The organism is Burkholderia ubonensis (assembly GCF_902833085.1).
Lineage (GTDB): Bacteria > Pseudomonadota > Gammaproteobacteria > Burkholderiales > Burkholderiaceae > Burkholderia > Burkholderia ubonensis.
This window is the reverse complement of the sequence record NZ_CADFEB010000006.1, coordinates 482361-503207: the sequence shown is the minus strand read 5'-3', so window position 1 is coordinate 503207 and position 20847 is coordinate 482361. Positions and strand designations below refer to the sequence as shown.

General features: G+C 68.3%; 20 protein-coding genes. 9 read left to right on the top strand and 11 right to left on the bottom strand.

All coding sequences use genetic code 11. The features are described 5' to 3' along the window. Nucleotides 1-45 precede the first annotated feature (45 nt). The gene (locus tag HWX31_RS19415; protein WP_174960427.1) at nucleotides 46-420 is read right to left on the bottom strand and encodes a COG4315 family predicted lipoprotein; all 375 of its coding nucleotides are present in this window, start codon (nucleotides 418-420) and stop codon (nucleotides 46-48) included. A 270-nt stretch (nucleotides 421-690) separates the two neighbouring features. Between HWX31_RS19415 and HWX31_RS19410 the strand changes: the two genes are divergently transcribed. Then, nucleotides 691-1104: a helix-turn-helix domain-containing protein gene (locus tag HWX31_RS19410; RefSeq protein WP_174960425.1), complete on the top strand. Its 414-nt coding sequence runs from the start codon at nucleotides 691-693 to the stop codon at nucleotides 1102-1104. Between the two features lie 68 nt (nucleotides 1105-1172). Beyond that, nucleotides 1173-1544 (top strand): DUF4180 domain-containing protein, encoded by a 372-nt coding sequence (locus tag HWX31_RS19405; protein WP_174960423.1) that lies wholly within the window; start codon nucleotides 1173-1175, stop codon nucleotides 1542-1544. A 37-nt stretch (nucleotides 1545-1581) separates the two neighbouring features. Here HWX31_RS19405 and HWX31_RS19400 read toward each other — a convergent pair whose 3' ends face one another. The 3 genes from HWX31_RS19400 to HWX31_RS19390 all read right to left on the bottom strand — a co-directional run bounded on the left by HWX31_RS19400 (nucleotide 1582) and on the right by HWX31_RS19390 (nucleotide 4551). Beyond that, complete coding sequence (locus HWX31_RS19400; protein WP_174960421.1) at nucleotides 1582-2514, bottom strand: DMT family transporter; 933 nt, start codon at nucleotides 2512-2514, stop codon at nucleotides 1582-1584. A 55-nt stretch (nucleotides 2515-2569) separates the two neighbouring features. Next, entirely contained in the window at nucleotides 2570-3502 is a 933-nt protein-coding gene (locus HWX31_RS19395) for an AEC family transporter (protein WP_174960419.1), read from the bottom strand. A 149-nt stretch (nucleotides 3503-3651) separates the two neighbouring features. Next, a complete protein-coding gene (locus HWX31_RS19390; protein WP_059613578.1) occupies nucleotides 3652-4551 on the bottom strand; it encodes a LysR family transcriptional regulator in 900 nt (299 codons plus the stop codon). Nucleotides 4552-4818: 267 nt separating this feature from the next. Between HWX31_RS19390 and HWX31_RS19385 the strand changes: the two genes are divergently transcribed. From HWX31_RS19385 to HWX31_RS19375, 3 genes are all read left to right on the top strand, one after another. Then, nucleotides 4819-5448, top strand: a complete 630-nt coding sequence (locus tag HWX31_RS19385) for a DUF2239 family protein (RefSeq protein ID WP_174960417.1) — start codon at nucleotides 4819-4821, stop codon at nucleotides 5446-5448. Nucleotides 5449-5452: 4 nt separating this feature from the next. Then, nucleotides 5453-6784 (top strand): carotenoid oxygenase family protein, encoded by a 1332-nt coding sequence (locus HWX31_RS19380; RefSeq protein ID WP_174960415.1) that lies wholly within the window; start codon nucleotides 5453-5455, stop codon nucleotides 6782-6784. A 146-nt stretch (nucleotides 6785-6930) separates the two neighbouring features. Next, on the top strand, nucleotides 6931-8175 hold the full coding sequence (locus tag HWX31_RS19375) for a serine hydrolase domain-containing protein (protein WP_174960413.1): 1245 nt from the start codon (nucleotides 6931-6933) through the stop codon (nucleotides 8173-8175). Between the two features lie 7 nt (nucleotides 8176-8182). Here HWX31_RS19375 and HWX31_RS19370 read toward each other — a convergent pair whose 3' ends face one another. Beyond that, the gene (locus HWX31_RS19370; protein ID WP_174960411.1) at nucleotides 8183-9040 is read right to left on the bottom strand and encodes a GntR family transcriptional regulator; all 858 of its coding nucleotides are present in this window, start codon (nucleotides 9038-9040) and stop codon (nucleotides 8183-8185) included. Nucleotides 9041-9178: 138 nt separating this feature from the next. Continuing rightward, nucleotides 9179-10117, bottom strand: coding sequence for an AraC family transcriptional regulator (locus HWX31_RS19365; protein ID WP_174960409.1), 939 nt, complete (start codon nucleotides 10115-10117; stop codon nucleotides 9179-9181). Between the two features lie 87 nt (nucleotides 10118-10204). Here HWX31_RS19365 and HWX31_RS19360 point away from each other — a divergent pair, with 87 nt between their 5' ends. Next, nucleotides 10205-11686, top strand: a complete 1482-nt coding sequence (locus HWX31_RS19360) for a cytochrome P450 (RefSeq protein WP_174960407.1) — start codon at nucleotides 10205-10207, stop codon at nucleotides 11684-11686. On the opposite strand, the gene HWX31_RS19355 is transcribed toward HWX31_RS19360, so the two are convergent. Further along, nucleotides 11652-12452 carry a helix-turn-helix transcriptional regulator gene (locus tag HWX31_RS19355; RefSeq protein WP_059728795.1) on the bottom strand — a complete coding sequence of 267 codons (801 nt, stop codon included), beginning with the start codon at nucleotides 12450-12452 and terminating at the stop codon, nucleotides 11652-11654. The genes HWX31_RS19360 and HWX31_RS19355 overlap by 35 nt on opposite strands. Nucleotides 12453-12575: 123 nt before the next feature. On the opposite strand from HWX31_RS19355, the gene HWX31_RS19350 reads away from it, so the two are divergent. Together HWX31_RS19350 and HWX31_RS19345 are read left to right on the top strand one after the other, a co-directional pair. Continuing rightward, nucleotides 12576-13982 (top strand): APC family permease, encoded by a 1407-nt coding sequence (locus HWX31_RS19350; RefSeq protein ID WP_174960405.1) that lies wholly within the window; start codon nucleotides 12576-12578, stop codon nucleotides 13980-13982. Nucleotides 13983-14017: 35 nt separating this feature from the next. Then, on the top strand, nucleotides 14018-15127 hold the full coding sequence (locus HWX31_RS19345; protein WP_174960403.1) for a DmpA family aminopeptidase: 1110 nt from the start codon (nucleotides 14018-14020) through the stop codon (nucleotides 15125-15127). 148 nt (nucleotides 15128-15275) lie between these two features. Here the strand turns inward: HWX31_RS19345 and HWX31_RS19340 are convergent, their stop codons facing one another. Next, complete coding sequence (locus HWX31_RS19340) at nucleotides 15276-15488, bottom strand: hypothetical protein (protein ID WP_059638049.1); 213 nt, start codon at nucleotides 15486-15488, stop codon at nucleotides 15276-15278. A gap of 130 nt (nucleotides 15489-15618) precedes the next feature. Then, nucleotides 15619-17802 (bottom strand): FUSC family protein, encoded by a 2184-nt coding sequence (locus HWX31_RS19335; RefSeq protein WP_174960401.1) that lies wholly within the window; start codon nucleotides 17800-17802, stop codon nucleotides 15619-15621. A gap of 200 nt (nucleotides 17803-18002) precedes the next feature. On the opposite strand from HWX31_RS19335, the gene HWX31_RS19330 reads away from it, so the two are divergent. Further along, complete coding sequence (locus HWX31_RS19330; RefSeq protein ID WP_174960399.1) at nucleotides 18003-18950, top strand: LysR family transcriptional regulator; 948 nt, start codon at nucleotides 18003-18005, stop codon at nucleotides 18948-18950. A 127-nt stretch (nucleotides 18951-19077) separates the two neighbouring features. Here the strand turns inward: HWX31_RS19330 and HWX31_RS19325 are convergent, their stop codons facing one another. Both HWX31_RS19325 and HWX31_RS19320 read right to left on the bottom strand, forming a co-directional pair. Then, nucleotides 19078-19383: a DUF4148 domain-containing protein gene (locus HWX31_RS19325; RefSeq protein WP_059613462.1), complete on the bottom strand. Its 306-nt coding sequence runs from the start codon at nucleotides 19381-19383 to the stop codon at nucleotides 19078-19080. A 227-nt stretch (nucleotides 19384-19610) separates the two neighbouring features. Continuing rightward, nucleotides 19611-20753 carry a porin gene (locus HWX31_RS19320; RefSeq protein WP_174960396.1) on the bottom strand — a complete coding sequence of 381 codons (1143 nt, stop codon included), beginning with the start codon at nucleotides 20751-20753 and terminating at the stop codon, nucleotides 19611-19613. Nucleotides 20754-20847: the final 94 nt, after the last annotated feature.

The window sequence follows — 20847 nt, the reverse complement described above, 5'->3', positions numbered from 1 at the left end:
CCCGGCCGGAGTCGTTCCGGCCGGGCTTTTTTGCGTCGCGCGGGCCTACGGCGTGACGACGTGCCACATCTTGTTGTAGTTGTCGCCGTTGCGCTCGCCCTGTTTCATGTCCTTCGAGAAGAAATACAGCGGCTTGCCCTTGTAGGCCCACTGCGGGCTGCCGTCGTCGCGCTTGACGATCGTATACGGGCCGACGGGCACGTCGTTCGTGCTCGCCTTGTACGGCGGCCAGAGCGATTCGCACTGGCCCGTGCACGCACTGGCACTGGCGTTGGGCTTGTCCTTGTCGAAGCTGTAGAGGGTCATCCCGTTCGCGGCGACGAGCGCGCCGTTTTCGACGCTGGTGATGGCGCCCTGCGCCAATGCCGACGACGATACGGCGGCGAGCAGGACGGAACTGGCGAGAAGCGCGGCTTTCATGATTGCCTCCTTGTTGTCCGGTGGGCGGTCGCGATCGCTCGCGCGTGGCGGCTGGACGGTCCGGGATCGCGATGCGGCAAGCCTCGACGCAGCAGCCCGCGGCGGGCGGCGTGATCGGCAGCGGATCGGACGGCGGACCGCAGGGGCGCTTAATTCACGATAGGCGGTTTTTGGCAGGGACGTGAGCTTGTGCGTCGGCAAATATTCCCAATTGATCCATAAAAATACTAGAATGTGGATCAATAGGGAATATTTCGAGGGCCAACCGGCGTGCAAGACCTCTTTTATACGGTCGATGAAGCGGCGCAAAAACTCCGTCTTCATCCGAAGACCATTCTTCGCTTCATACGGGACGGGAAGCTGAACGCGAGCCGCGTCGGGAAGGCCTATCGGATCCGGCATGCGGACCTCGCGGCCGTCACCGGTGACGCAGCCGAGCCGGAGCCCGTTCGCGTCACCACGGTCGTCGACGTGCCCGACGCCCGCTCCGAGCTGCATCAGTACGTGGCAAGGAGCCTGCAGGCCGTGCTGAATACCCCGACGGCGCGCGACAGTGCCGTGCATCTCGAAACGATCTTCGATCCGGAGCGAAGCCGGATCAGGGTCGTCGTCATCGCGTCGCTCGGCGATACCGCCGCGCTGCTTCAGACGCTGGACACCTTGCTGCAGTCGTTTCGCGGTTGAGCGGCGGGTCGTCGGAAACCATGCGGGCGCGAGGCCCGATTCTGTCAACGGAACACGGAGTAACGGCGATGTCCTCGAACGTGCACAAGCTCGGCGATCAATGCGTGCTGGTATGCGCGGACCACGGCACGGTCCTCGCGAGCGAAGCGGATGCGATCACGCTGATCGGGGACGCATGGTCGCACGAAGCGGGTTGGGTCGCGGTGCCGGTCGCGACCATGCACGACGACCTGTTTCGGCTCGAAACCCGCCTGCTGGGCAACATCGCGCAGAAGTTCACGAACTACGGCATCGGCCTTGCGATCGTCGGCGACATCGACGCTTGGCTGGCGCGCAGCCAGGCGCTGCGCGCGTTCGTCCGCGAAAGCAATCGCGGGCGCACGGTCCTGTTCGTCCCGCATGTGTCCGCGCTGGAACAGAAGTTCGCGGTCGGGGCATGACGCGTTCGCCGCACGGGCAATGACCTCGCGCGGCGCATCAGCGGCCGACGCGGTTCGTCAGCATGACGCCCGCGATCACGAGCACGCCGCCGGCGAGCATCGAGCGGGTCAATGATTCGCCGAGCAGGACCACGGACAGCAGGACCCCGAACACCGGCACGAGATTGGTGAATACCGCGGTGCGGGCCGGCCCCAGTGCGCGGATGCCCTGCGAGTACCAGACGAATGCGACGACGGTGCCGACCGCGCCGAGATATGCGATCGCGCCGGCAGCCTGCCAGGTGAGCGGGGCGGTCGCGCCCGCGTGCGTGTCCAGCAGGCTCGCGCCGATCAGCAGCGCAAGCCCCCAGAGCGTCGCGTAGGTGGTCGACACGAGCGGCGACAGCCCGTCGAGCGCGTAGCGGCCGATGACGGTGTAGGCAGCCCAGCTGGCCACCGCGCACAGCATGTAGCGTTCCCCGGCGCCGAACGTGCTGTGCAGGTCGGTGAGGACCCGCACGAGCTGCCCCTGGCTGATCACGACCAGCGCGCCGAACAGCGCCAGCGCGATGCCAGCCCAGCGGGACGGCGCGAGCCGCTCGCGGAACACGGCCGACAGCAGGATCGCCGTCGCGATCGGATTCAGCGCGACGAACAGCGCGGTGCGGCCCGCCGGCATGCGCGCCAGCGCGGCAAAGAAGCACAGGTTGTAGAGAAAGATGCCCGTCACGCCGAGCGCGAAGGTCGCCAGCAGCTGCCGGCCGCTCAACCTCGGCAGGCGGCCTTCGACTTTCCAGGTCAGGCCGGCCAGCAACAGGGCTGCGATCGCGAATCGTCCGGTCGCGGCCGTCGTCGCGGGCAGCGACGCGGCGAGCACGCGGCCCGCGATGAAGGTGCCGCCCCAGAACAGCGCGACCAGGGTGAGCTTGACGTAGATCCCGGTAGGCGACAGCGCTTTGGCTGCGGCGACCGGCGTGGCGGAAGCGTTCATGTTGTCGGCAAGGTGGGACGGAAAGTTGTGCGGGCAACGAATCGCGCCGACGGAATCAGCGCAGCGCCGACGTCGCAACGAGCGTCGTCAGCACGGCCGGCATCGCGATCGTCGCGAACAGCGTCTGGAATGCGGTGATGCCGGCCATCAGCGGCGCGTCGCCGCCGAGCTGGCGCGCCATCAGGTACGACGCCGACGACGTCGGCAGCGCCTGGAACAGCAGCGCCACCGTGAGGGCCGCGTCGCCGAGCCCGAGCGCGCGCCCCGCGACGAGCGTGAGCAGCGGCATCGCGACGAACTTGAACGCCGACGCGACGCAGACCGGCTGCATCCACGCGCGCGCGGCGTCGAACGTCAATGCCGCACCCACGCACAGCAGCCCGAGCGGCATCGACGCGGCGCCGAGTGCGCGCACGGCCGGTTCGATCGCGGGCGGGAACGTCGCGCCGCTTGCCTGCATCGCGATGCCGATTGCGCAGGCAACCACCAGCGGATTCGACACGATCTGGCGCACGAGCGCGACGATTCCCGGTCGCGTCGATCCGTAGCGCGCGAACACCAGCACGCACATCAGGTTGACGGTCGGGACGATCGCGGCGACGCACACGGCGGCCAGCGCAATGCCCTGGGCGCCGAACAGGCCCGCGGCCAGCGATGCGCCCACATAGTTGTTGAAGCGCACCGCACCCTGGAATACCGACGTAAAGCCGGCGCCGTCCACCCGCACGAACGGGCGGATCAGCAGCAGCGCCGCCGCCACGGCCACCGTCGAGCCGACCAGCGCGAGCGCGAGCGGCATCACGGCGAGCGATTGCAGCCGGGCGCTCGCGAGCCCGTGCGCGAACAGCGCGGGCAACAGCACGTAATAGCAGAGGCGCTCGGCCGACGGCCAGAACGCGTCGCCCACGAAGCCGGTGCGCTTGAGCCAGTGGCCGAGCGCGACCAGCAGCGCGACCGGCGCGAGTGCGAGCAGGACGGCCCCGATCATCGCTGCGCTCGCGCACGAATCATGCGTGCCGGCGCGGCGGCCGGGCAATGGGGCAATACGGGTATCCGTCCGGCGTGCGGCATGGCGGCGAGCGTTCGAGCGAGTAGCGACGCCGCCAAGTTAACACGCGCAGGCAACAGGAATAATTGTTAATTATCGTGCGTCCAATGAGAAATTCTCATGGATGACGCAGTGACTTCCGCGGCCAGCGCGCGGGCGAAGCGCTCCGCCGGGCGCGACTGATGTTCGAGCAGCACGACGGCGCGCGCCATTTGCGGCTCGCCGAACGGCAACCGCGTCACCGCCGGCAGGCGCGCGAGCGTCGAATCGGAGAGCGCGACGATCGCGGCGCCCAGGCCTCGCGCGACCATGCGGACGATCGTCTCCGTGCTGTCCAGGACCATTTCCTCGCGCACCCGCACGCCGAGCCGGCGCAGCTCCGCGGCAATCATGCGGCCCGCCCAGGCCTGCGCATCGAAGCGGATGAACGGCAGCGATTCGAGGAGCGCGCCCGCGTCCCGTTCCGTGCAGTGCGGCGGGACGAGCAGCCAGAAGCGATCCTCGTAGAGCGGCGTCCAGGTCAGTTCGGCCGGATGAGGTTTGACGGGGTGCGTGGTGATCGCCGCATCGAGCTCGCCGGCGGCGACGCGCTGCGCGAGTTCCGCCGACATCCCGGCGGATACATGCACGCGCAGCGACGGATGCGCGTGACGCAGCGCGAGCAGCGCGTCGGGCAGCGGGCCGGCCAGCGCGGTCTGGATCGCGCCGATCCGCAGCCGGCCGACCAGCTTCTTTTCGTCGCTGAGCGCGTCGGGAATCCGGTCGACCATCGCGAGGATCTGCTCGGCTTGCGCGACCAGGATGCGGCCCGCCTCGGTCAGCGCGGGCTGCCTGCGCGAGCGGTCGAACAACTGGACGTTGAATTCGCTTTCGAGCGTCTTGATCTGCAGGCTCACCGCCGATTGCGTGAGCCCGATGGCTTCGCCGGCCCGGGCGAAGGTCCGATGGCGGGCGATCGCCACCAGCGTTCTGAATGCGCGTAAGGACATGGACATGCTGACGTGGGCAGCCGGATCGATCGACGCCGACGGACGCGCCAAACGGATCGGGCTGCGATCGATCCGCCTGCCGGCCGCACGCCCGACGAAAAAAGGGGCGGCAGCGTGCCGGCTCGGACTCATCATGCCCGCGCGCCATCAATCGGGCAACCGACGCGCCGCCGCAGCCTCAAATTTATACCCGGATAATATTGACGGATGATTTATACCCGGGTATAAAGTCGGTCTTTCAACTTCACAATGGATAGGAAGGGCAGCATGCATCCCGGTTCGTATACCGCTTTCGAAGGTTATCGGCGGCTCGCCACAGGGCCGCTTGCCATGGTCGCAATTACGGTCAGACGGGCGATCGATGCGGGTTCCGCCGCCACGGTGCTGATCTTCGACGACACGACCGGCCGCTCGATCGACATCGATATGCGCGGCTCGGACGATGAAATCCGTGCGCGCTTCGAACCGCCGCGAGAAGACGTGTCCGCGCCCGCCGATGAGCAGGCCCGCGCGGACGAGCCGCGCGGCCGCGGCCGCCCGAAGCTCGGCGTGGTGGCGCGGGAGGTCACGCTGCTGCCGCGCCATTGGGACTGGCTGGGCGCGCAACCCGGCGGCGCGTCGGTCGCGTTGCGCAAGCTCGTCGACGAAGCGCGGCGCGCACGGGCGGCCGAAGACCGCAGCCGCGTGGCGAAGGATCGGGCCTATCACTTCATGTCGGCGATCGGCGGCGATCTGCCCGGCTTCGAGGAGGCGGCGCGCGCGCTTTACGCGAGCGACCACGCCCGGCTGGACGAGCTGCTCGCGGCCTGGCCCGACGACGTGCGCGATCACGCGCTCGCACTCGTGCTCGGCAAGATCCCGCCGAGCGCGGCCGACGATCATCTGCTGGAATCGTGACGGCATGACCACCTTCGATCTGAATAGCGGCGCGGTGGCGCCGGTCGCCGACGAAGTCGATCTTCATGACCTCCGCGTCACCGGACGCATCCCGTGCGACCTCGACGGGACCCTGCTGCGCAATGGCCCGAATCCGCTGAGCGGCCGTTTCACCGGCAACGACGTGCTGTCGTGGTGGCCGGAATCCGCGATGCTGCATGCAGTTTCATTCGAGGCCGGCCGCGCGACCGGCTACTGCAACCGGTGGGCCCGCACGCGGCGCTGGGCGGACGTGTTCGCGCCGGAGCGGGCCGCGTCGCTGCCGGACACCAATCCGAGCGTGAACGTGCTGCGGCACGCGGGGGAACTGCTGGCGCTGGCCGAAGGCGGCATGCCGCTGGCGATCGACGGCGACCTCGGCGCGTTCAACGTTCCGGCGCGGCATGCGGGGCTGGCAGGCGGCATGACCGGGCATCCGAAAGTCGATCCGCGCACCGGCGAACTGATGTCGTTCCGCGCGCACTGGCAGGCGCCGTGGCTGCGCTACGGCGTCCATGACGCGCAGGGCCGCCAGACCGTCGACGTCGAAATCGACGTGCCGGCGCCGTCGATGATGCACGACATGGCGATCACCGCGACCCACAGCATCCTGCTCGACCTCAACGTCGGCTACGACTTCTCGATGCTGTCGCGCGGGCACCGCATGCCGCTGCGCTGGCACGACGAGCGCAGCGCGCGTCTCGGCGTGATCCCGCGTCACGGCGGCGCGGTGCGCTGGTTCGACATCGCGCCGTGCTTCATCCAGCACGTCGTGAATGCGTATGACACGGACGATGCGACGATCGTGCTCGATGCGGTGCGATACCCGTGGTTCCTGCGGGTCGGCCGGCATCCCGGCGCGTTCGAGGACAACCCGGTGGGCGTGCTGTGGCGCTACGTGATCGACCTCGACGGAGGAACGGTCGCCGAGACGCAGATCGGGGAAGCGGGCATCGAAATGCCGCGCATCAATGAAGACCGGACGGGCGACGCATACCGATTCTTCTATGCGGCCGAACAGCCGACCAATGCCGAACTTCGCGGTATCGTCCGCTACGACCTCGAGCAACGCGCGGTCGCGCGTTACGACGTGCCCGAAGGCGACCAGAACAGCGAGCCGGTGTTCGTGTCCCGTGCCGGATCGTCCGCCGAAGACGACGGCTGGGTGCTCGCGTGGGTGTATCGTCGCGCGACCGATACCAGCGACCTCGTCATTCTCGATGCGCGCTGCATCGAGCGCGGGCCGGTGGCGACCGTTCATCTGCCGAGGCGCGTGCCGGCGGGGTTTCACGGCGGGTGGGTGCCGCGAGGACGCTGAGCGGCGGGAGGGAATGCAAGCGATCGCGCCATAAAATGCTATCATGCTATTTTTAGAATGTTTGAGTGGCGGCCGGCGTGATCCGCATGATCGAAGCGGAATGCTTTCCGGCAGGTCGAAACCTGAGTGGACAGGGAGGCGTGAGCATGACGAGGGCGGAACATCTTGGATTGTCGTCGCAGCGGCTGATGGCGTTCGACGATCGGCTGAACGAACGATACGTGGCGTCCGGGCGCCTGCCCGGGGCGGTGACGCTGATTCATCGCCGCGGCGAGTGCGCGCACGTGAACGTCGTCGGGTCGATGGACGTGGAACGCGCGAAGCCGATGCGCGAGGACGCGATCTTCCGCATCTATTCGATGACGAAGCCGATCACCAGCGTCGCGTTCATGACGCTGGTCGAGCAGGGGCTGGTCGCGCTGGACGATCCGGTTTCCAGCGTCATTCCTGCGTGGAAGAACCTGGGTGTCGCCGTCGCCGGGGCGCGCAGCCTCGGCGGATTCCAGACCCGTCCGGTCGGGCGTGAAATGCTGATGGTGGATCTGCTGCGCCACACGGCCGGGCTGTCCTATTTCTTCCAGGCCCGCACGAATGTGGACGCCGCGTATCGTGAACTCGCGCTCGGCGAGCCGACCAACCCGGGCGGCCTCGACGGCATGATCGACTGCCTGAGCCAATTGCCGCTCGACTATTCCCCGGGCGACGAGTGGAACTATTCCGTCGCGACGCACGTGCTGGGCTATCTGGTCGAAAAAATCTCGGGGCAGCCGTTCGCCGACTATCTGAAGCATGCGCTGTTCGACCCGATCGGCATGCCCGACACGGGCTTCTTCGTCCCGGACGACAAAGTCGACCGTTTCTGCGCATGCTATCGCCCGAGCCCGTCGGGCGGCCTGATCCTGCAGGACGATCCCGCGACGAGCCAGTTCCGGCAGATGCCGGCGCTGGCGTCCGGCGGCAGTGGGCTCGTGTCGACCGCCGGCGATTACCTGCGTTTTTGCCGCATGCTGCTCGATCGCGGTTCGATCGACGGTCGCCAGATCCTGAGCCCGAAGACCGTCGAGTTGATGACGATCAATCACCTGCCGGGCGGCAGGATGCTCGATCAGATGTCGCGATCCACGTTCAGCGAGGCGGTCTATCCGGGGCTCGGATTCGGTCTTGGCTTTGCCGTGACGCAGGATCTGGCCAGCACGATGCAGCCGGGCAGCGTCGGCGACTATTTCTGGGGTGGTGGCGCCAGCACCGCGTTCTGGATCGATCCCGTCGAGGACCTGATCGTGGTGTTCATGACGCAGCTCCTGCCGTCGACCACCTACAAGATCCGCAGGGATCTGCGACATTGGGTCTATGGCGCGATGTGCGACGGCGCACGCGTGTCGCGAGCGTAAAGCGGCGCTAGGCGGCCGGCTTTCGCCCGGTTTTCCGGCGGGCCGGCTGCGGCTTCGGATGCGCATCGTCGTGGGCCGTCGGGATCAGGTCGGCGCTGCGGTTCTCGCCCGAAATGTCGTGCGTCACATCGAGCACGAACATGTCGGCTCGATAGAGAAACAGCCCTGCATGGACGATGCGCCCGTCATTGTCGGTCCACCAGCGCCGGGCGCGCATCAATACGTCGGCCATGCTGCAAGCGGCGCTTCCGGATGCCAGCAGGGCGGCCGTTTCCTGGTCCGCATAGGCTGCGGTAATTTCCTGGCGGACCTTCACGAGCGGGATGCGGTTGTACTTCCGGACCAGGTAGCCGATCTTGTGCCGTTCGTCGCTGCCTTTCGGAAAACGGTCGTAAGTCTCGCGCGCGACGTAGACGTCCATCACGCCGCAGGGTTCGCCGCCGTGCAGATGCATCGTGCGGATCCGCATGTAGGCCCCGCATTCGGGCTGGCCGGTCTTGAGCGCCGCCGGCAATCCGTCGACGGGCTCGCGCAGCAGCACCTTGACGGTCTGGCCCGGCGCGAGGCTCAACGGATCGTTGATCGCATGGCGCAAGCCCGGGTTGTCTTGCGGCGACGCGAAGTCGGCCGTGACGAAGGTGCCGCGACCCCGGGCGCTGCTGACGAGGCCCTCGGCGCTCAGTTCGGCGAGCGCCTGGCGGACCGTGATGGTGCCCACGTCGTAGAACGCGCACAGCGCCGGAATCGGTGGCAACTGGTCGCCGAGCTTCCAGTCGCCTTGCCTGATCCGTCCGCGCAGCAGGCTGGCAATCCGGGTGTAGAGGGCAACCCCCTTGCGCTCGACGTTCAGCGATGGATTCTTCAATCGCAGGCTCCTGAAATGACGCGAGGGCGGAACGGGCGGCCCACTCGGTTAAATGCCTAACATTCTACTCTTGGAATGTATGCGCCAGCGCGGTTTGACCGGCCGGCAACTTCGGGCCGCCTGGGGCGGCAGCGGAAGTCACACCCACAGCCGATACAGCCAGAACGACTCATCATCGGCGAAGCGCTGCGCGAACTCGCTTGGCGAGAACCCGGTGATGCGCTTGGACGCGCGGCTCAAATGCGCCTGATCGGCGAATCCTTCGTCGAGCGCGAGCGTTGCCCAGTCGTAGGGCCGACCCGCTTCGTAGCGCGCCCGCGCCGCGAAGAACAGGCTTTCGGTCCTGACGAGCGCCTGCCACTCGCGCAGCGATCGTCCGCTGTAGGACTTGATGCGGCGCTCGACCTGACGCGGACTTTGCGTGCGCCGCCATTCGCGCGCCTGCCACGCGAGGCGTCCGACCCAGTGCCGGCCTGCGTCGCGCAGCGACGACAGGCCTGATCGCTCGCCCTGAAGCGCGCGCCAGCGCGGCGCGAGATGCCGCTCCAGCGCGGCCAGCGTGGCCGCATCGTTATCGGCGCCGGACAGTGCATCGCACAGCGGCCGCCAGTCGCTGCCGAGCAGGGCGCGCGCATCGAGAAAGCGGTCGTGGATCGCGGGCAGCGCGATGCCGAACAGCGCTTGCGCGGCATCGGCGGTGAAACACGCGATGCCGCCGCGTCCGGTCGTCGCCGCCCAGCTCGTCAGCGGCCGCGACTGGCTGCCGGACAGCATCACGGTGGCGCCGAACGGCTGCCAGCACGGGCCGTCCGCCGTGCGTTCGACGAGCCCCACGCCGAGATCCCGAAACCAGGACAGGCACACGAACGGCGAAGCCGCGAAGTGGGTCAGGATTTGCGCGTCGCTCAGCGCGAAGCCGCGCGTGTCGCGGCAGACGATCGCGACGACCGCGCCGTGCAACGCCGGTGGCGCGGGATACAGCCGGCTGTGCGGCGGCCCGCCGCCGTTCAGCGCGCGGGGGGCGCGTGTGAAAGGATCGGGGCACGGCGGCAAGGTCGGCAGCGGATCGGAGGACATGACGGGGCAGTATAGGGAGGCGCGACACGCGTGTCGATGTCGTTTGCGTTCAAGACCGGCGACCCGGGCGCGCGGACAATGCGCCGCATGAACACGCCATCACCTACCCAATGCCCGTTCCACGCGGACGCGCCGTCGCCCGCGCCTGTCCTTCACCCGCCCGGCGTATGGCCGCCGGGGCCGCGCGCCGGCCTGACGGGGTGGGGGCTGCTGCGCGCGATGTCGCGCGACCTGCTCGGCACGCTGGCCGGATGGCGGCAGACGTACGGCGACGTCGTGCACCTGCGCATGTGGCCCGAGCATGCGGTCGTGGTCACCGATCCGCGGCTCGTGCGCGAACTGCTGGTCACGCACCACGACGCGCTGGTGAGATGGGAGCGCGGCACGCGCGTTTTCGGGCAGGTCCACGGACACAGCGTGCTGATCGCCGAGGGTGACGCATGGCGCGACAAGCGGCACGCGTTGCAGCCGAGCTTCATGCCGAAGGCGGTCCAGGGCTTCGTCCCGACGATCGCGGCGACGGCCGGCCATGCGCTTGCGCAGTGGCCCGCGCACGATCCGCGCTGGCCGATCGAAAGCGCGCTGACGTCGCTGGCGATGGACGTGATCGTGCGAACGATGTTCTCCGATGCCATCGGCGACGACACGCGTGATGCCGAGGCGGCCGTGCGCACGGTGAGCGCGGCGGCCAACGCCGAGTTCTACCAGCCGTGGAGCGCGCCGGACTGGATGCCGTGGAAGCGGCGCAAGGCGCGAGCGTCGGCGGTGCTGAACGGCTTGATCGATCGCCAGTTGCACGCGCGTCTCGACGTGCCGGACAGCGCGTGGCCCGACGACCTGCTGTCCCGGTTGTTGCGCCTGCACCGGGCGGACGCGCGCACCTGGCCGTTGCGGGCGGTGCACGACGAATGCATGACGGCGTTCCTGGCCGGACACGAAACGACGGCGGCGACGCTGACGTGGTGGGCCTGGTGCATGGCGTCGAATCCGGCGGCCCAGGCCGCCGCGCGGGAAGAAGTGGAGCGCGTGCTGGGCGGCCGCGCGCCGACGGCGCAGACGCGGCCGTTGCTGCGCTATCTGACGCAGACGCTCGAAGAGACGCTGCGCCTGTATCCGGCGGCGCCGATCCTGATCAGCCGTCGCGCGTTGCGGCCGATCGCGTTGGGCGGATGGCAGTTGCCGGCGCGCACGCTGTTCATGCTGCCGCTGCAGCTCATGCATGACGATCCGAGATGGTTCCCCGAGCCGCACGCATTCCGGCCGGAGCGCTTCGACGAGGCTGCGCCGGCCGTGCCGCGCGGTGCGTACATGCCTTTCGGCACGGGGCCGCGGGTGTGTCTCGGGCAGCATCTGGCGACGACCGAGATGACGGTCATTGCCGCGATGCTGCTGCAACGCTTCGAGTTGACGGTTCCGGCGGGGATGGCTGCGCCGCGGCCGGTGCTGAACGTGACGCTGCGGCCGGACCGGCCGCTGCATCTCGGGATCGCGGCGATCTCGTCCGATCCTGCGAAGGTCCCCGCCGATCGGTCCGTCACGGCGAGTTCTGCTCCCCCAACGCCTGAATGAACCGAGAAAACAGCTCCGGCTGCGAAGAAATCCCGAGTTTCGCGTACAGATGCCGCCGATGCACCTTCACGGTTTCCGGCGAAATCGCGAGCCGTTCGGCGATCGCCTTCGACGAATTGCCGCGCAGCACCATCCGCGCGATCGCCATTTCGCGCTCGGTCAGCCGATCCGCGCCGAAGCGCGCGAGCGCGTGCTCGACACGCGCGCCGAGATCGCCGTCGGGCGTCGCGCGCGCGGCGTCGCCGACCAGCTTCCAGTGCTGGCGGATCGTCGCGAGCACCCACGGCATCGCGGCCGTCAGCTTGCCGAGCGGCTCGACGTCGAAGCGGCTTGCCCCGCCAAGCGACAACGACAGCAGCAGGTCCGGCTGCGGCCTCAGCAGAATCTGGATCTCGTCCTCCCCGACCGCATCGCGGAAATAACTCAGGAAATACTCGCTCTGCCGGAACAGGTCGGGCGCCACTTCCTCGAGCCGATAACACCCGTCGCCGAGCCCGTCGTGCGCGGCCTGCAGAAACGGATCGAGCAGATATAACCCGTTGAGGTAAAGCGGCACCGGCGACGGCTTGTCGGTCCCGCCGGTGTCGTATTCGTCGAGCACGACCGGCACGCCGTCGCGGCCGATCGCGGTCGCGAGCGCGTTGTCGAACGGCGCCATCTCGTTGAGCAGCAGCACCAGGAAACGCCAGAAGCGCGGCTGGCCGAGATGGTCGATCGCACGGCCGAGCGCCTGGTGCATCGCGATTTCCGAAAAGAGACGATCCATACCACCACCGGAAGGGCGTAACACGAAGGGGGAATAGCAGTCCTGAAATTGGCTTCCTAGACTGCCACGCATCTGGTGGCCCCGAGTATGGGCGTTCAAAAAAACGCAGCACAGGAGAGCAAGATGGCGATGATGTCGGAATCGACGGGCACGATGCAAGCGTCGCCCGCAACCAGCGATGCACCGCGCGCGCTCGCGCAGACGCTCAGCGTGCGCGACGCGGTGATGATCACCGTGTCGGGCGTGACGCCCGCGAGCTCGATCTTCGTGATCGCGCCGTTCGCGATCCAGCAGGCGGGCAGCGGCGCGGTGCTGTCGTTCCTGCTCGGCGGCGTGCTCGCGTTCGCCTTCGCGCTCTGCTATGCGGAACTGAGCGCCGCGCATCGCAGCGCCGGCGGCGAATACGTGATGGCCAAGCGCGTGTTCGGCACGCTGCCCGGCTACCTGACCTTCATCGCGGTGCTGTCCGTCAGCGTGTTCATTCCGGCCGTGCTCGCGAGCGGCGCCGCGCCGTACCTGAACAACGCGCTCGGCACGCACTTCGGCAACCAGTCGGTCGCGCTGACGATCGTGCTGCTCGGCTACGTGCTCGGCATGCTCAACATCAAGACCAACGCGTGGATCACGGGCGCGTTCCTGGTCGTCGAAATCGGCGTGCTGATGCTGATCGCGGGGCTTGGCTTCGGCGCGCCGCATCGCGGCGCCGACGCGCTGATCCATCCGGTCGTCGCGAGCGGCGGCGCATTGCTGCCCGCCACGGCGGCCGCGATCGTGCCGGCGATCGGCACCGCGATCTTCTGCTACAACGGCTTCGGCTCGGCGGTGTTCCTCGCCGAAGACCTGCGCGGCGGCAACCGCAACGTCGCGAAGGCGGTCCTCTATTCGCTGGTCGTGATCCTCGTCGTCGAACTCGTGCCGCTGGCCGCGATCGTGCTGGGCGCGCCGTCGCTCGCGGAACTGTCGAAGAGCGCCGATCCGATCGGCTACGTCGTGAGCGCGCTCAGCAGCCCGGCCGTGTCGCGCGTCGTCAGCGGCGGCATCTTCCTGTCGGTGTTCAACGCGATCATCGCGATCGTGATCACGATGGGGCGCCTGCTGTACAGCAGCGGCCGTCACGCGCTCTGGTCGCGCAGCTGCAACCGCGCGTTTTCGGCGATCCATCCGCGCCTCGAGTCGCCGTGGCTCGCGACGCTCGCGCTCGCGGTGCCGTCGGCGGGCCTCGTGTTCGTGTCGAGCCTCGACGAGCTGACCGCGTTCACGGTCGACCTGCTGCTGCTCGTCTATCTCGTCGTCGGCCTCGCGGCGCTCGCGAGCCGCTTCGTGCGCCGCGACGTCGAGCATCATTACCGGATGCCGTTCTGGCCCGTGACGCCGCTCGTCGCGGTGGCGGGCGCCGCGTACACGCTCTATACGACACTGGCGACGTCGGCGAAGCCGGCCGACCTGATCATCATCGCGGGGCTGTTCGCCGCCGCGCTCGCGATGTATGCGATGTGGGCGCGCCACAGCGACGCGTTCCGCGCACTCTGACCGACGATCGAACCAAATATGGGAGGAAGGGCAACATGCGCACGAGGGATCTCGGCATCCGCATCGGACTCGGCACGCCGGGCCGCTTCAACGCGATTACCGACGTCGCCGGCGTCCGGGTCGGGCACTGCACGCTGAACGCCGATGCAGGCGACGCGTCGGTCCGCACCGGCGTCACGATCATCGAGCCGCGCACCGGCGCCGCGCACTACGCGCCGTGCTTTGCGGGCGTGCACGTGCTGAACGGCAACGGCGATGCGACGGGCCTCGAATGGATTCGCGAAGCCGGCATGCTGACGACGCCGATCGCCATCACCAACACGCACAGCGTCGGCGTGGTGCGCGACGCGCTCGTCGCGCACGAACGCACCGCGGCGCGCGACCGCGTGTACTGGTGCATGCCGGTCGTGATGGAGACCTACGACGGCCTGCTGAACGACATCTGGGGGCAGCACGTAACGGCGGCGCACGTGCAGCAGGCGCTCGCGGCCGCGCGCTCGGGGCCGGTCGCGGAAGGCGGCGTCGGCGGCGGCACGGGGATGATCTGCCACGAGTTCAAGGGCGGCATCGGCACCGCGTCGCGGGTGCTCGACGCGGCCGCGGGCGGCTGGACCGTCGGTGCGCTGGTGCAGGCGAACTACGGCTGCCGCGAGATGCTGCGCGTGGCCGGCTATCCGGTCGGCGAGGCGCTGCGGCACGTGCATTCGCCGTTCCGCGCGCCGGCCGCGCGCGGCGAGGCGGGGATGGGCTCGATCGTCGTCACGCTCGCGACCGACGCACCGTTGCTGCCGCACCAGTGCACGCGTGTCGCGCAGCGCGCGAGCGTCGGGCTCGCGCGCGCCGGCGGCGGCACCGAGGATTCGAGCGGCGACATCTTTCTCGCATTCGCGACCGGCAATCACGGGCTGCCGGCCGCGAACTACGGACGCAAGGGCATGCCGACGACCACCGTGCGGATGGTCAACAACGATCATATTTCCGCGCTGTTCGTCGCGGCGGCGGAGGCGGTCGAGGAGGCAATCGTGAATGCGCTCGTCGCGGGTGGCGACGTCGAAGCGAGAGGCGCGCGCGTCGAAGGGCTGGGCGGGGCGCGCTTGCTGGATGCGTTGCGCGAAGTCGGCTGGCGGCCGCGAAGGGAGACGTAAACGCGATGCGCGCCGGTTCAGGCGAAGCGGCGCGGACAGGTGATGCAGGTGATGCAGATGATGCGAAGCTGCGATCCGGCGTTCGGGCGCATGCCCGCGCGCCGGCCAAGGGCGCTGCGGGCATGGCCGTCGCGACGCGGCGTCATGCTCAGCTGCCGAAGTAGACGTTACAGAAGCTGACCGGACCCACGCAGGCGTTCGGATCTTCCTTCTTCGATTTCGCATGGTCGACGCGGCCGGCAGCCTGCACGGCTTCGGTGCGGTTCGCCTGTTGCTGGGCCTGTTCGGCCGGCGCCGGCTGAGCGTGCGCGACGGCGGCGGTGAGCGACAGGGCAACGAGGGCGAGGTGCAGCGACTTCATTTCGATTTCTCCTGGGTGGTTACCAGCGTTGCTGGCTTGATCAAACTATAGGCGCGCACTGCCTAAAGATTAATCACCCGGCCAGGAGAGCTTATTTGCATTCCGAACAAGGATGGCGTGCCGCACGCGATCAACGGCGATGCCGGTTGAACGGCGCATCCTTGTCGAGCAGTGCGCTGCGCACGAAGTGCAGGCAGCCGACGATGCGCTGCATCCGGCGCCGCTCGTCGGGCACCGCATGCCACGCGACCAGCGCGTGCTGCGCCGCGCGGATCGCGAGGTTCACCGATTTCAGCGTGCGCGCGTGACGGGGCGGCGTCGGGTCGTCGAAGAACGGCGGCAGCATGTCGAGCACCGCGTCGATCGACGCGGTCCAGCGCAGCGCCTGCGGCGGTTTCGTCGCGGAGAACGCCTGCACTTCGTCGCGCAGGTCGATCACCGCGTGGCCGACTTCGAGCGTCGCGAGCATCCAGCGCAGCGCGTCGCGATGCTGGCGCGTGCGTCTGACGAGCAGCGTGCGCAGCTGCGCCATCAGGTCGTGCGTGCTCGACTGGAAGCGCTGCGCGAGGCCGGCGCTCGCGCCTTCGCAGGCGAGCGTCACCTGACGGCGCAGGTCGTGTGCGATGCGGCCCGTCAGCCACGGCATGTGCGTGGGGAACACGACCGCGAACACGATCGAGCACGCGAGCATCGCGACGACGAGCGCGATGCCGTTGTTGATCAGCACCTCGGGCGTGTACGCGATCGCGTTGTCGGGGCCCGCGAGCAGGCAGAAGAACACCGCGAAGCCGATCCCGTAGCCGGACAGGCCCGGCCGCATCGCGAGGAACGCGCCGAAGCCGAGCACCGGCGCAAGCGCCGCGCACAGCAGCGGAAAGCCGTCGATGTTCGGATACACGTAGCACAGGAACAGGTAGCCGACGAGCGTCGCGAGCGCCGCGCCCACGCCCATCTGCGCGACGAACTTCGGCGCGCGCGGCGACGTCGAGCTGAGCGCGCACGCGATCGCGGCGCCGATGACCGCAAGCGCGCCGCTCGGCCATTCCGACGCGATCCAGAAACAGCTCATCGCGCCGACCGCGACCACCGTGCGCAGGAACGTGAAGCCGACGAAGAACGTGTTGGTCTTCACCGCATAGTGGGTGACCGAGCGCTCGAACGCGTGATCGTCGTCGTCGAGCGACGCGTAGGTGTCCGCGTAGCCGAGGAATTCGCCGACGAAGCGATACATCAGCTCGACCGCCGTATCGAAGTCGAGCAGGCCGCCCGCCGCGTGATCCTCGAGCTCGCGGCGCGAAGCACGCGCGGCCTTGGGCAGTGCGGCGTGGAAGCGGCGCAGCTCGAGCAACGCGCCGGTCGCGCGCGCCGGCCCGCGTGTCAGCTCGCCATCGAGCGCGACGAACCGCCGCGCGAGCGCGTCGAGGTGCGGCGCGAGCGCCGCGAGCACCGCGTCCGCACGGCTCTCGCGCAGGCGCTTGGTCAGCTGGTGCAGCGCATGGAGCCGCGTGCATGCATTCATGAACTCGCTGTTGAGCCGCGCGAGCCGGCGGCTGCGTGCGCGGATGTGCGGGTCCTCGAACGACGCGAACGCGCGGTTCGCCTCGAAGCCGACGATCTCGTCGACGAAATCGGCGAACCGGCGTTCGAACCCGCCGCGCTCGATGTCGCCCGCGAGCGCGGCGGATGCGAACGCGACGAACTTCGCGTGACGCGCGTTCAGCGAGCGCATCAGCGCGTTCGCCGAGCTGAGCGGCAGGATCAGCGCACTCACGACGCCGGAGCAGACGATGCCGAGCGCGACTTCCGCGGCGCGCGTCAGCGCGGACTGAAACAGCGTCTGCGGCGTCATCACCGAGGGCAGCCCGATCAGCGCGGCCGTGTAGCCGGCGAGCACGAAGCCGTACCAGCGGAAGTGGCGGTTGCGCACCGCGAGCGCGATGCATCCGCCGACCCACAGCGTGATGCCGGCCATGTACAGCTCGGGCTGCTGCGCGAACAGGCCGCCGAGCGCCAGCGCGGCGACGAGGCCGGCCGCCGTGCCGAGCACCCGGTAGAAGCTTTTCGCGAACACCATTCCGGACAGCGGCTGCATCAGCACGAACACGGTCGTCATCGCGGTGCGCGGCTGCGACATCTCGAGCCGCATCGCGATGCCCATCGCGAGCAGCGCCGCGCATACGGTCTTGGCGAGATGCAGCCAGATCAGCCCGTCGCTCGCGGCCCAGTCGCGCGCGGCCTTGCCGAGCGGATCGAGCCAGCGTCCCGCTCGTTGGTATCCGGCAGCAGGGGGCTCGATCGCAGGTTGTGGCTTCATGGCAAGAGAGGGCGCGCACCGGCCGGGCGGCGTGCCGCGGCCCGGTCGAACACGCCCGTTCGACTGGTGAGGCGCCGATTGTAGGAGCGCGGCGCGCGCGCATTAACGCAGCGCCGGGGAAACGATAGTTGCACCGGGCGTAACAATGCATCGCATTCCGTGGAGGAAAATAGCGGCTCCGACACAGGTGGCTCACAGGAATGGATACGCTTCAAAACATGCGGGTGTTTACGCGCGTCGTCGAGACGGGCAGCTTCACCGCCGCCGCACATTCGCTGAATTCGACGACGGGCGCGATGTCGCGGGCCGTGTCGGAGCTCGAGGCGCGGCTGCGCACCCGCCTGATGAACCGCTCGACGCGCCGTCTCGCGCTGACGTCCGCCGGCGAAAGCTATCTGCGGCGCTGCCGGCAGATCCTCGCCGACGTCGATCGCGCGGAAGAGGAGGCGAGCTGCGCGCACGAGCGGCCGGCCGGCGTGCTGCGCATGCACAGCTTCGCAAGCGTCGGCCATCACTATGTGATGCCTGCACTGACGCGCTATCACGCGCAGTATCCGGACGTATCGATCGAGCTGTCGCTGTCGCAGCGGATGCCCGACCTGTTCGACGGCACCAGCGACATGGCGGTCGTGACCGCATCGTCGCTGCCCGATTCGGAGCTCGTGTCGCATCTGCTCGGCTCGACGTTCAGCATCCTGTGCGCGTCGCCGGACTACGTGCGCCAGCATGGCGCGCCGACGCGTCCGCAGGATCTCGGCGGGCATCAGTGCCTGACGCTGTGCACGCCCGCGTTTCCGACGCACGAATGGCTGCTCGAAGGGCAGGGCGGCGTCGAGCAGATCCACGTGACGGGGCCGGTGCAGACCAACACGGCCGAATCGCTCGCGCTCGCGATCCGCGACGGCATCGGCATCGGCATGCTGCCGGTGTATTCGTCGATCGACGCGCTGCGCGACGGCACGCTCGTGCGCGTGCTGCCGGACCATATCCTGCAGAAGATGAACGTCTACGCGCTGTATCCGTCGCGCCGGTTCGTCGACGCGAAAGTGCGAACCTGGGTCGAACTGCTGCGCGCCCAGGTGCCGGACATGATTACGCACGACGTCGAGATGCTGGCGGCGCTCGGCCGGGAGCAGCGGGCCGCTTGATGTGCGGCGTAGCGCTGCATGCGCGCGCAACCGGCGCGCGCTTTCGCGATTTCCGTCGCGAACGTTCAGTTCCAGCATTCCGCCCCGCATGCGCACTGCGGCGCATGCGGGGCGGCGTGCGTGATGCTTACAGCGCCGGCTTCGCGACCGCGCCCGATTCCGCACCCGCCGCGCCGGCCGGGCCGTATGCGGCTGCGCCGGCCTTGCGTTCGGCGAGGCGCTTGGCCGCAAGACGCTCCTGCGCGGCCATGATGTCGTCCGGATAGTTGCCGGCATCGCCGAGCGACGGGTTGTAGCCGACGGATTCGAGGTCGTACAGTTCCTGCAGCACTTGCGCGCGCGTTACGGGCGACTTCGCCGACTGGGCGAACGACAGGGCGGGCGCGGCGAGCAGGACGGCTGCGGCGGCTGCGGTGACGACGAGCGATTTCACGATTTCCTCCAGAATGTTCGATGCGGTCCGGCAATTAGCGAGTGGTCCGAACCGATGACTGAAGTCTACGCAGCAAGGGTGTGCACAAAAACCCCGATTCCAGGCAGTCTGCCTTCCAGAACGAGCAACATTGCGGGCCCGCGTCGCGCTTCGTTCTGCGTGCCGAAAAAGAAAAAACCCGCCTTCGCAGGCGGGTTTCGCGTGTCGCGAGCGTGTCGTGACGGCGCTCAGAAGCGCGTACGCATGCCGATCGTGCCGACGATCTGGTTCGGCGTGCTCGACGCGCCGCCCGACCCGTTGATGAACGCCTGGTAGCCGCGGCCGGACGCATGCTGGTACATCGCTTCCGCATAGACGTCGGTGCGGCGCGACAGCTTGTAGACGGCCTGCAGGTCGACCTGGTGCCACTTCGGGTCGGTGCCGTGCTTGCTGTCCGGGTTCGACACGCTGGCATCCGTGTACACGTACGCCGCGCCGAGGCTGAACGCCGGCGTCACCGCATAGCGCACGTTCACGTCGTAGTTGTTGAACGCGATCTGGCCGGTCGAGCCGAACGAGCCCGTGTTGTCGTATTGCGAGCGCGTGTACACGAAGCCGACGGTGGCCGGGCCGAACGCGTAGTTGATGCCGCCGCCATACGAACGCATGCGGTCGGAGCCGATCGACCAGCCGCCCTGGTTCAGGCCCTTCGCTTCGGCAACGTCGGTCGCGCCGGCGCTCGCGCTCGTCGAACCCTTCGTGCCGTTCATCTGCAGGTACGCGCCCGCGAGCTTCAGCGGCCCGTTGGTGTAGCTCGCCGCGACGCTGTACGCGCGGTTCGCGCCGAAGTTCGTCGCGTTCGAGAACGCGTACATCGCACCGACCTTGAAGCCCGCGTACGTGTCGCTCGTGTACTTGACCGCGTTGTTGATGCGCAGCGAGTGGTTCAGGTTGTCGTTGTCGAACGGGTGCGCGAAGCTCGCGTCGCCGAAGTCGCCGGAGGTGGCCGACAGCGGCGCGACGAAGTCGACCATCGTGTCGTACTGGCGGCCGAGCGTCAGCGTGCCGTAGCCGTTCTCGCTGAGGCCGATGTAGGCGTGGCGGCCGAACAGCTTGCCGTCCTGGCCGAGCGAGCCGTTGTTGACGTTGAAGCCGCTCTCGAGCACGAACAGCGCCTTCAGGCCGCCGCCGAGATCCTCGGTGCCGCGCAGGCCGAAGCGGCTGCCGTTGATGGTGCCGCTGCTCATGCGCCACATCGATGCGCCGCCGGCGTTGTTGGTGTAGACGATGCCGGCATCGATCAGGCCGTACAGCGTGACCGAGCTCTGTGCGTGCGCGAGCGGGGCGAACAGGGCGGCGGCTGCTGCGCCGGCGAGAAGGGTTTTTTTCACGTAAAGGCTCCTGCGTGTGGGACTGCGGACATAAAGTTCGGCGCAAGTATAGGGACGCAGGCGCCGGGATTTCGGTGGTCCGGCGCGACAGCTC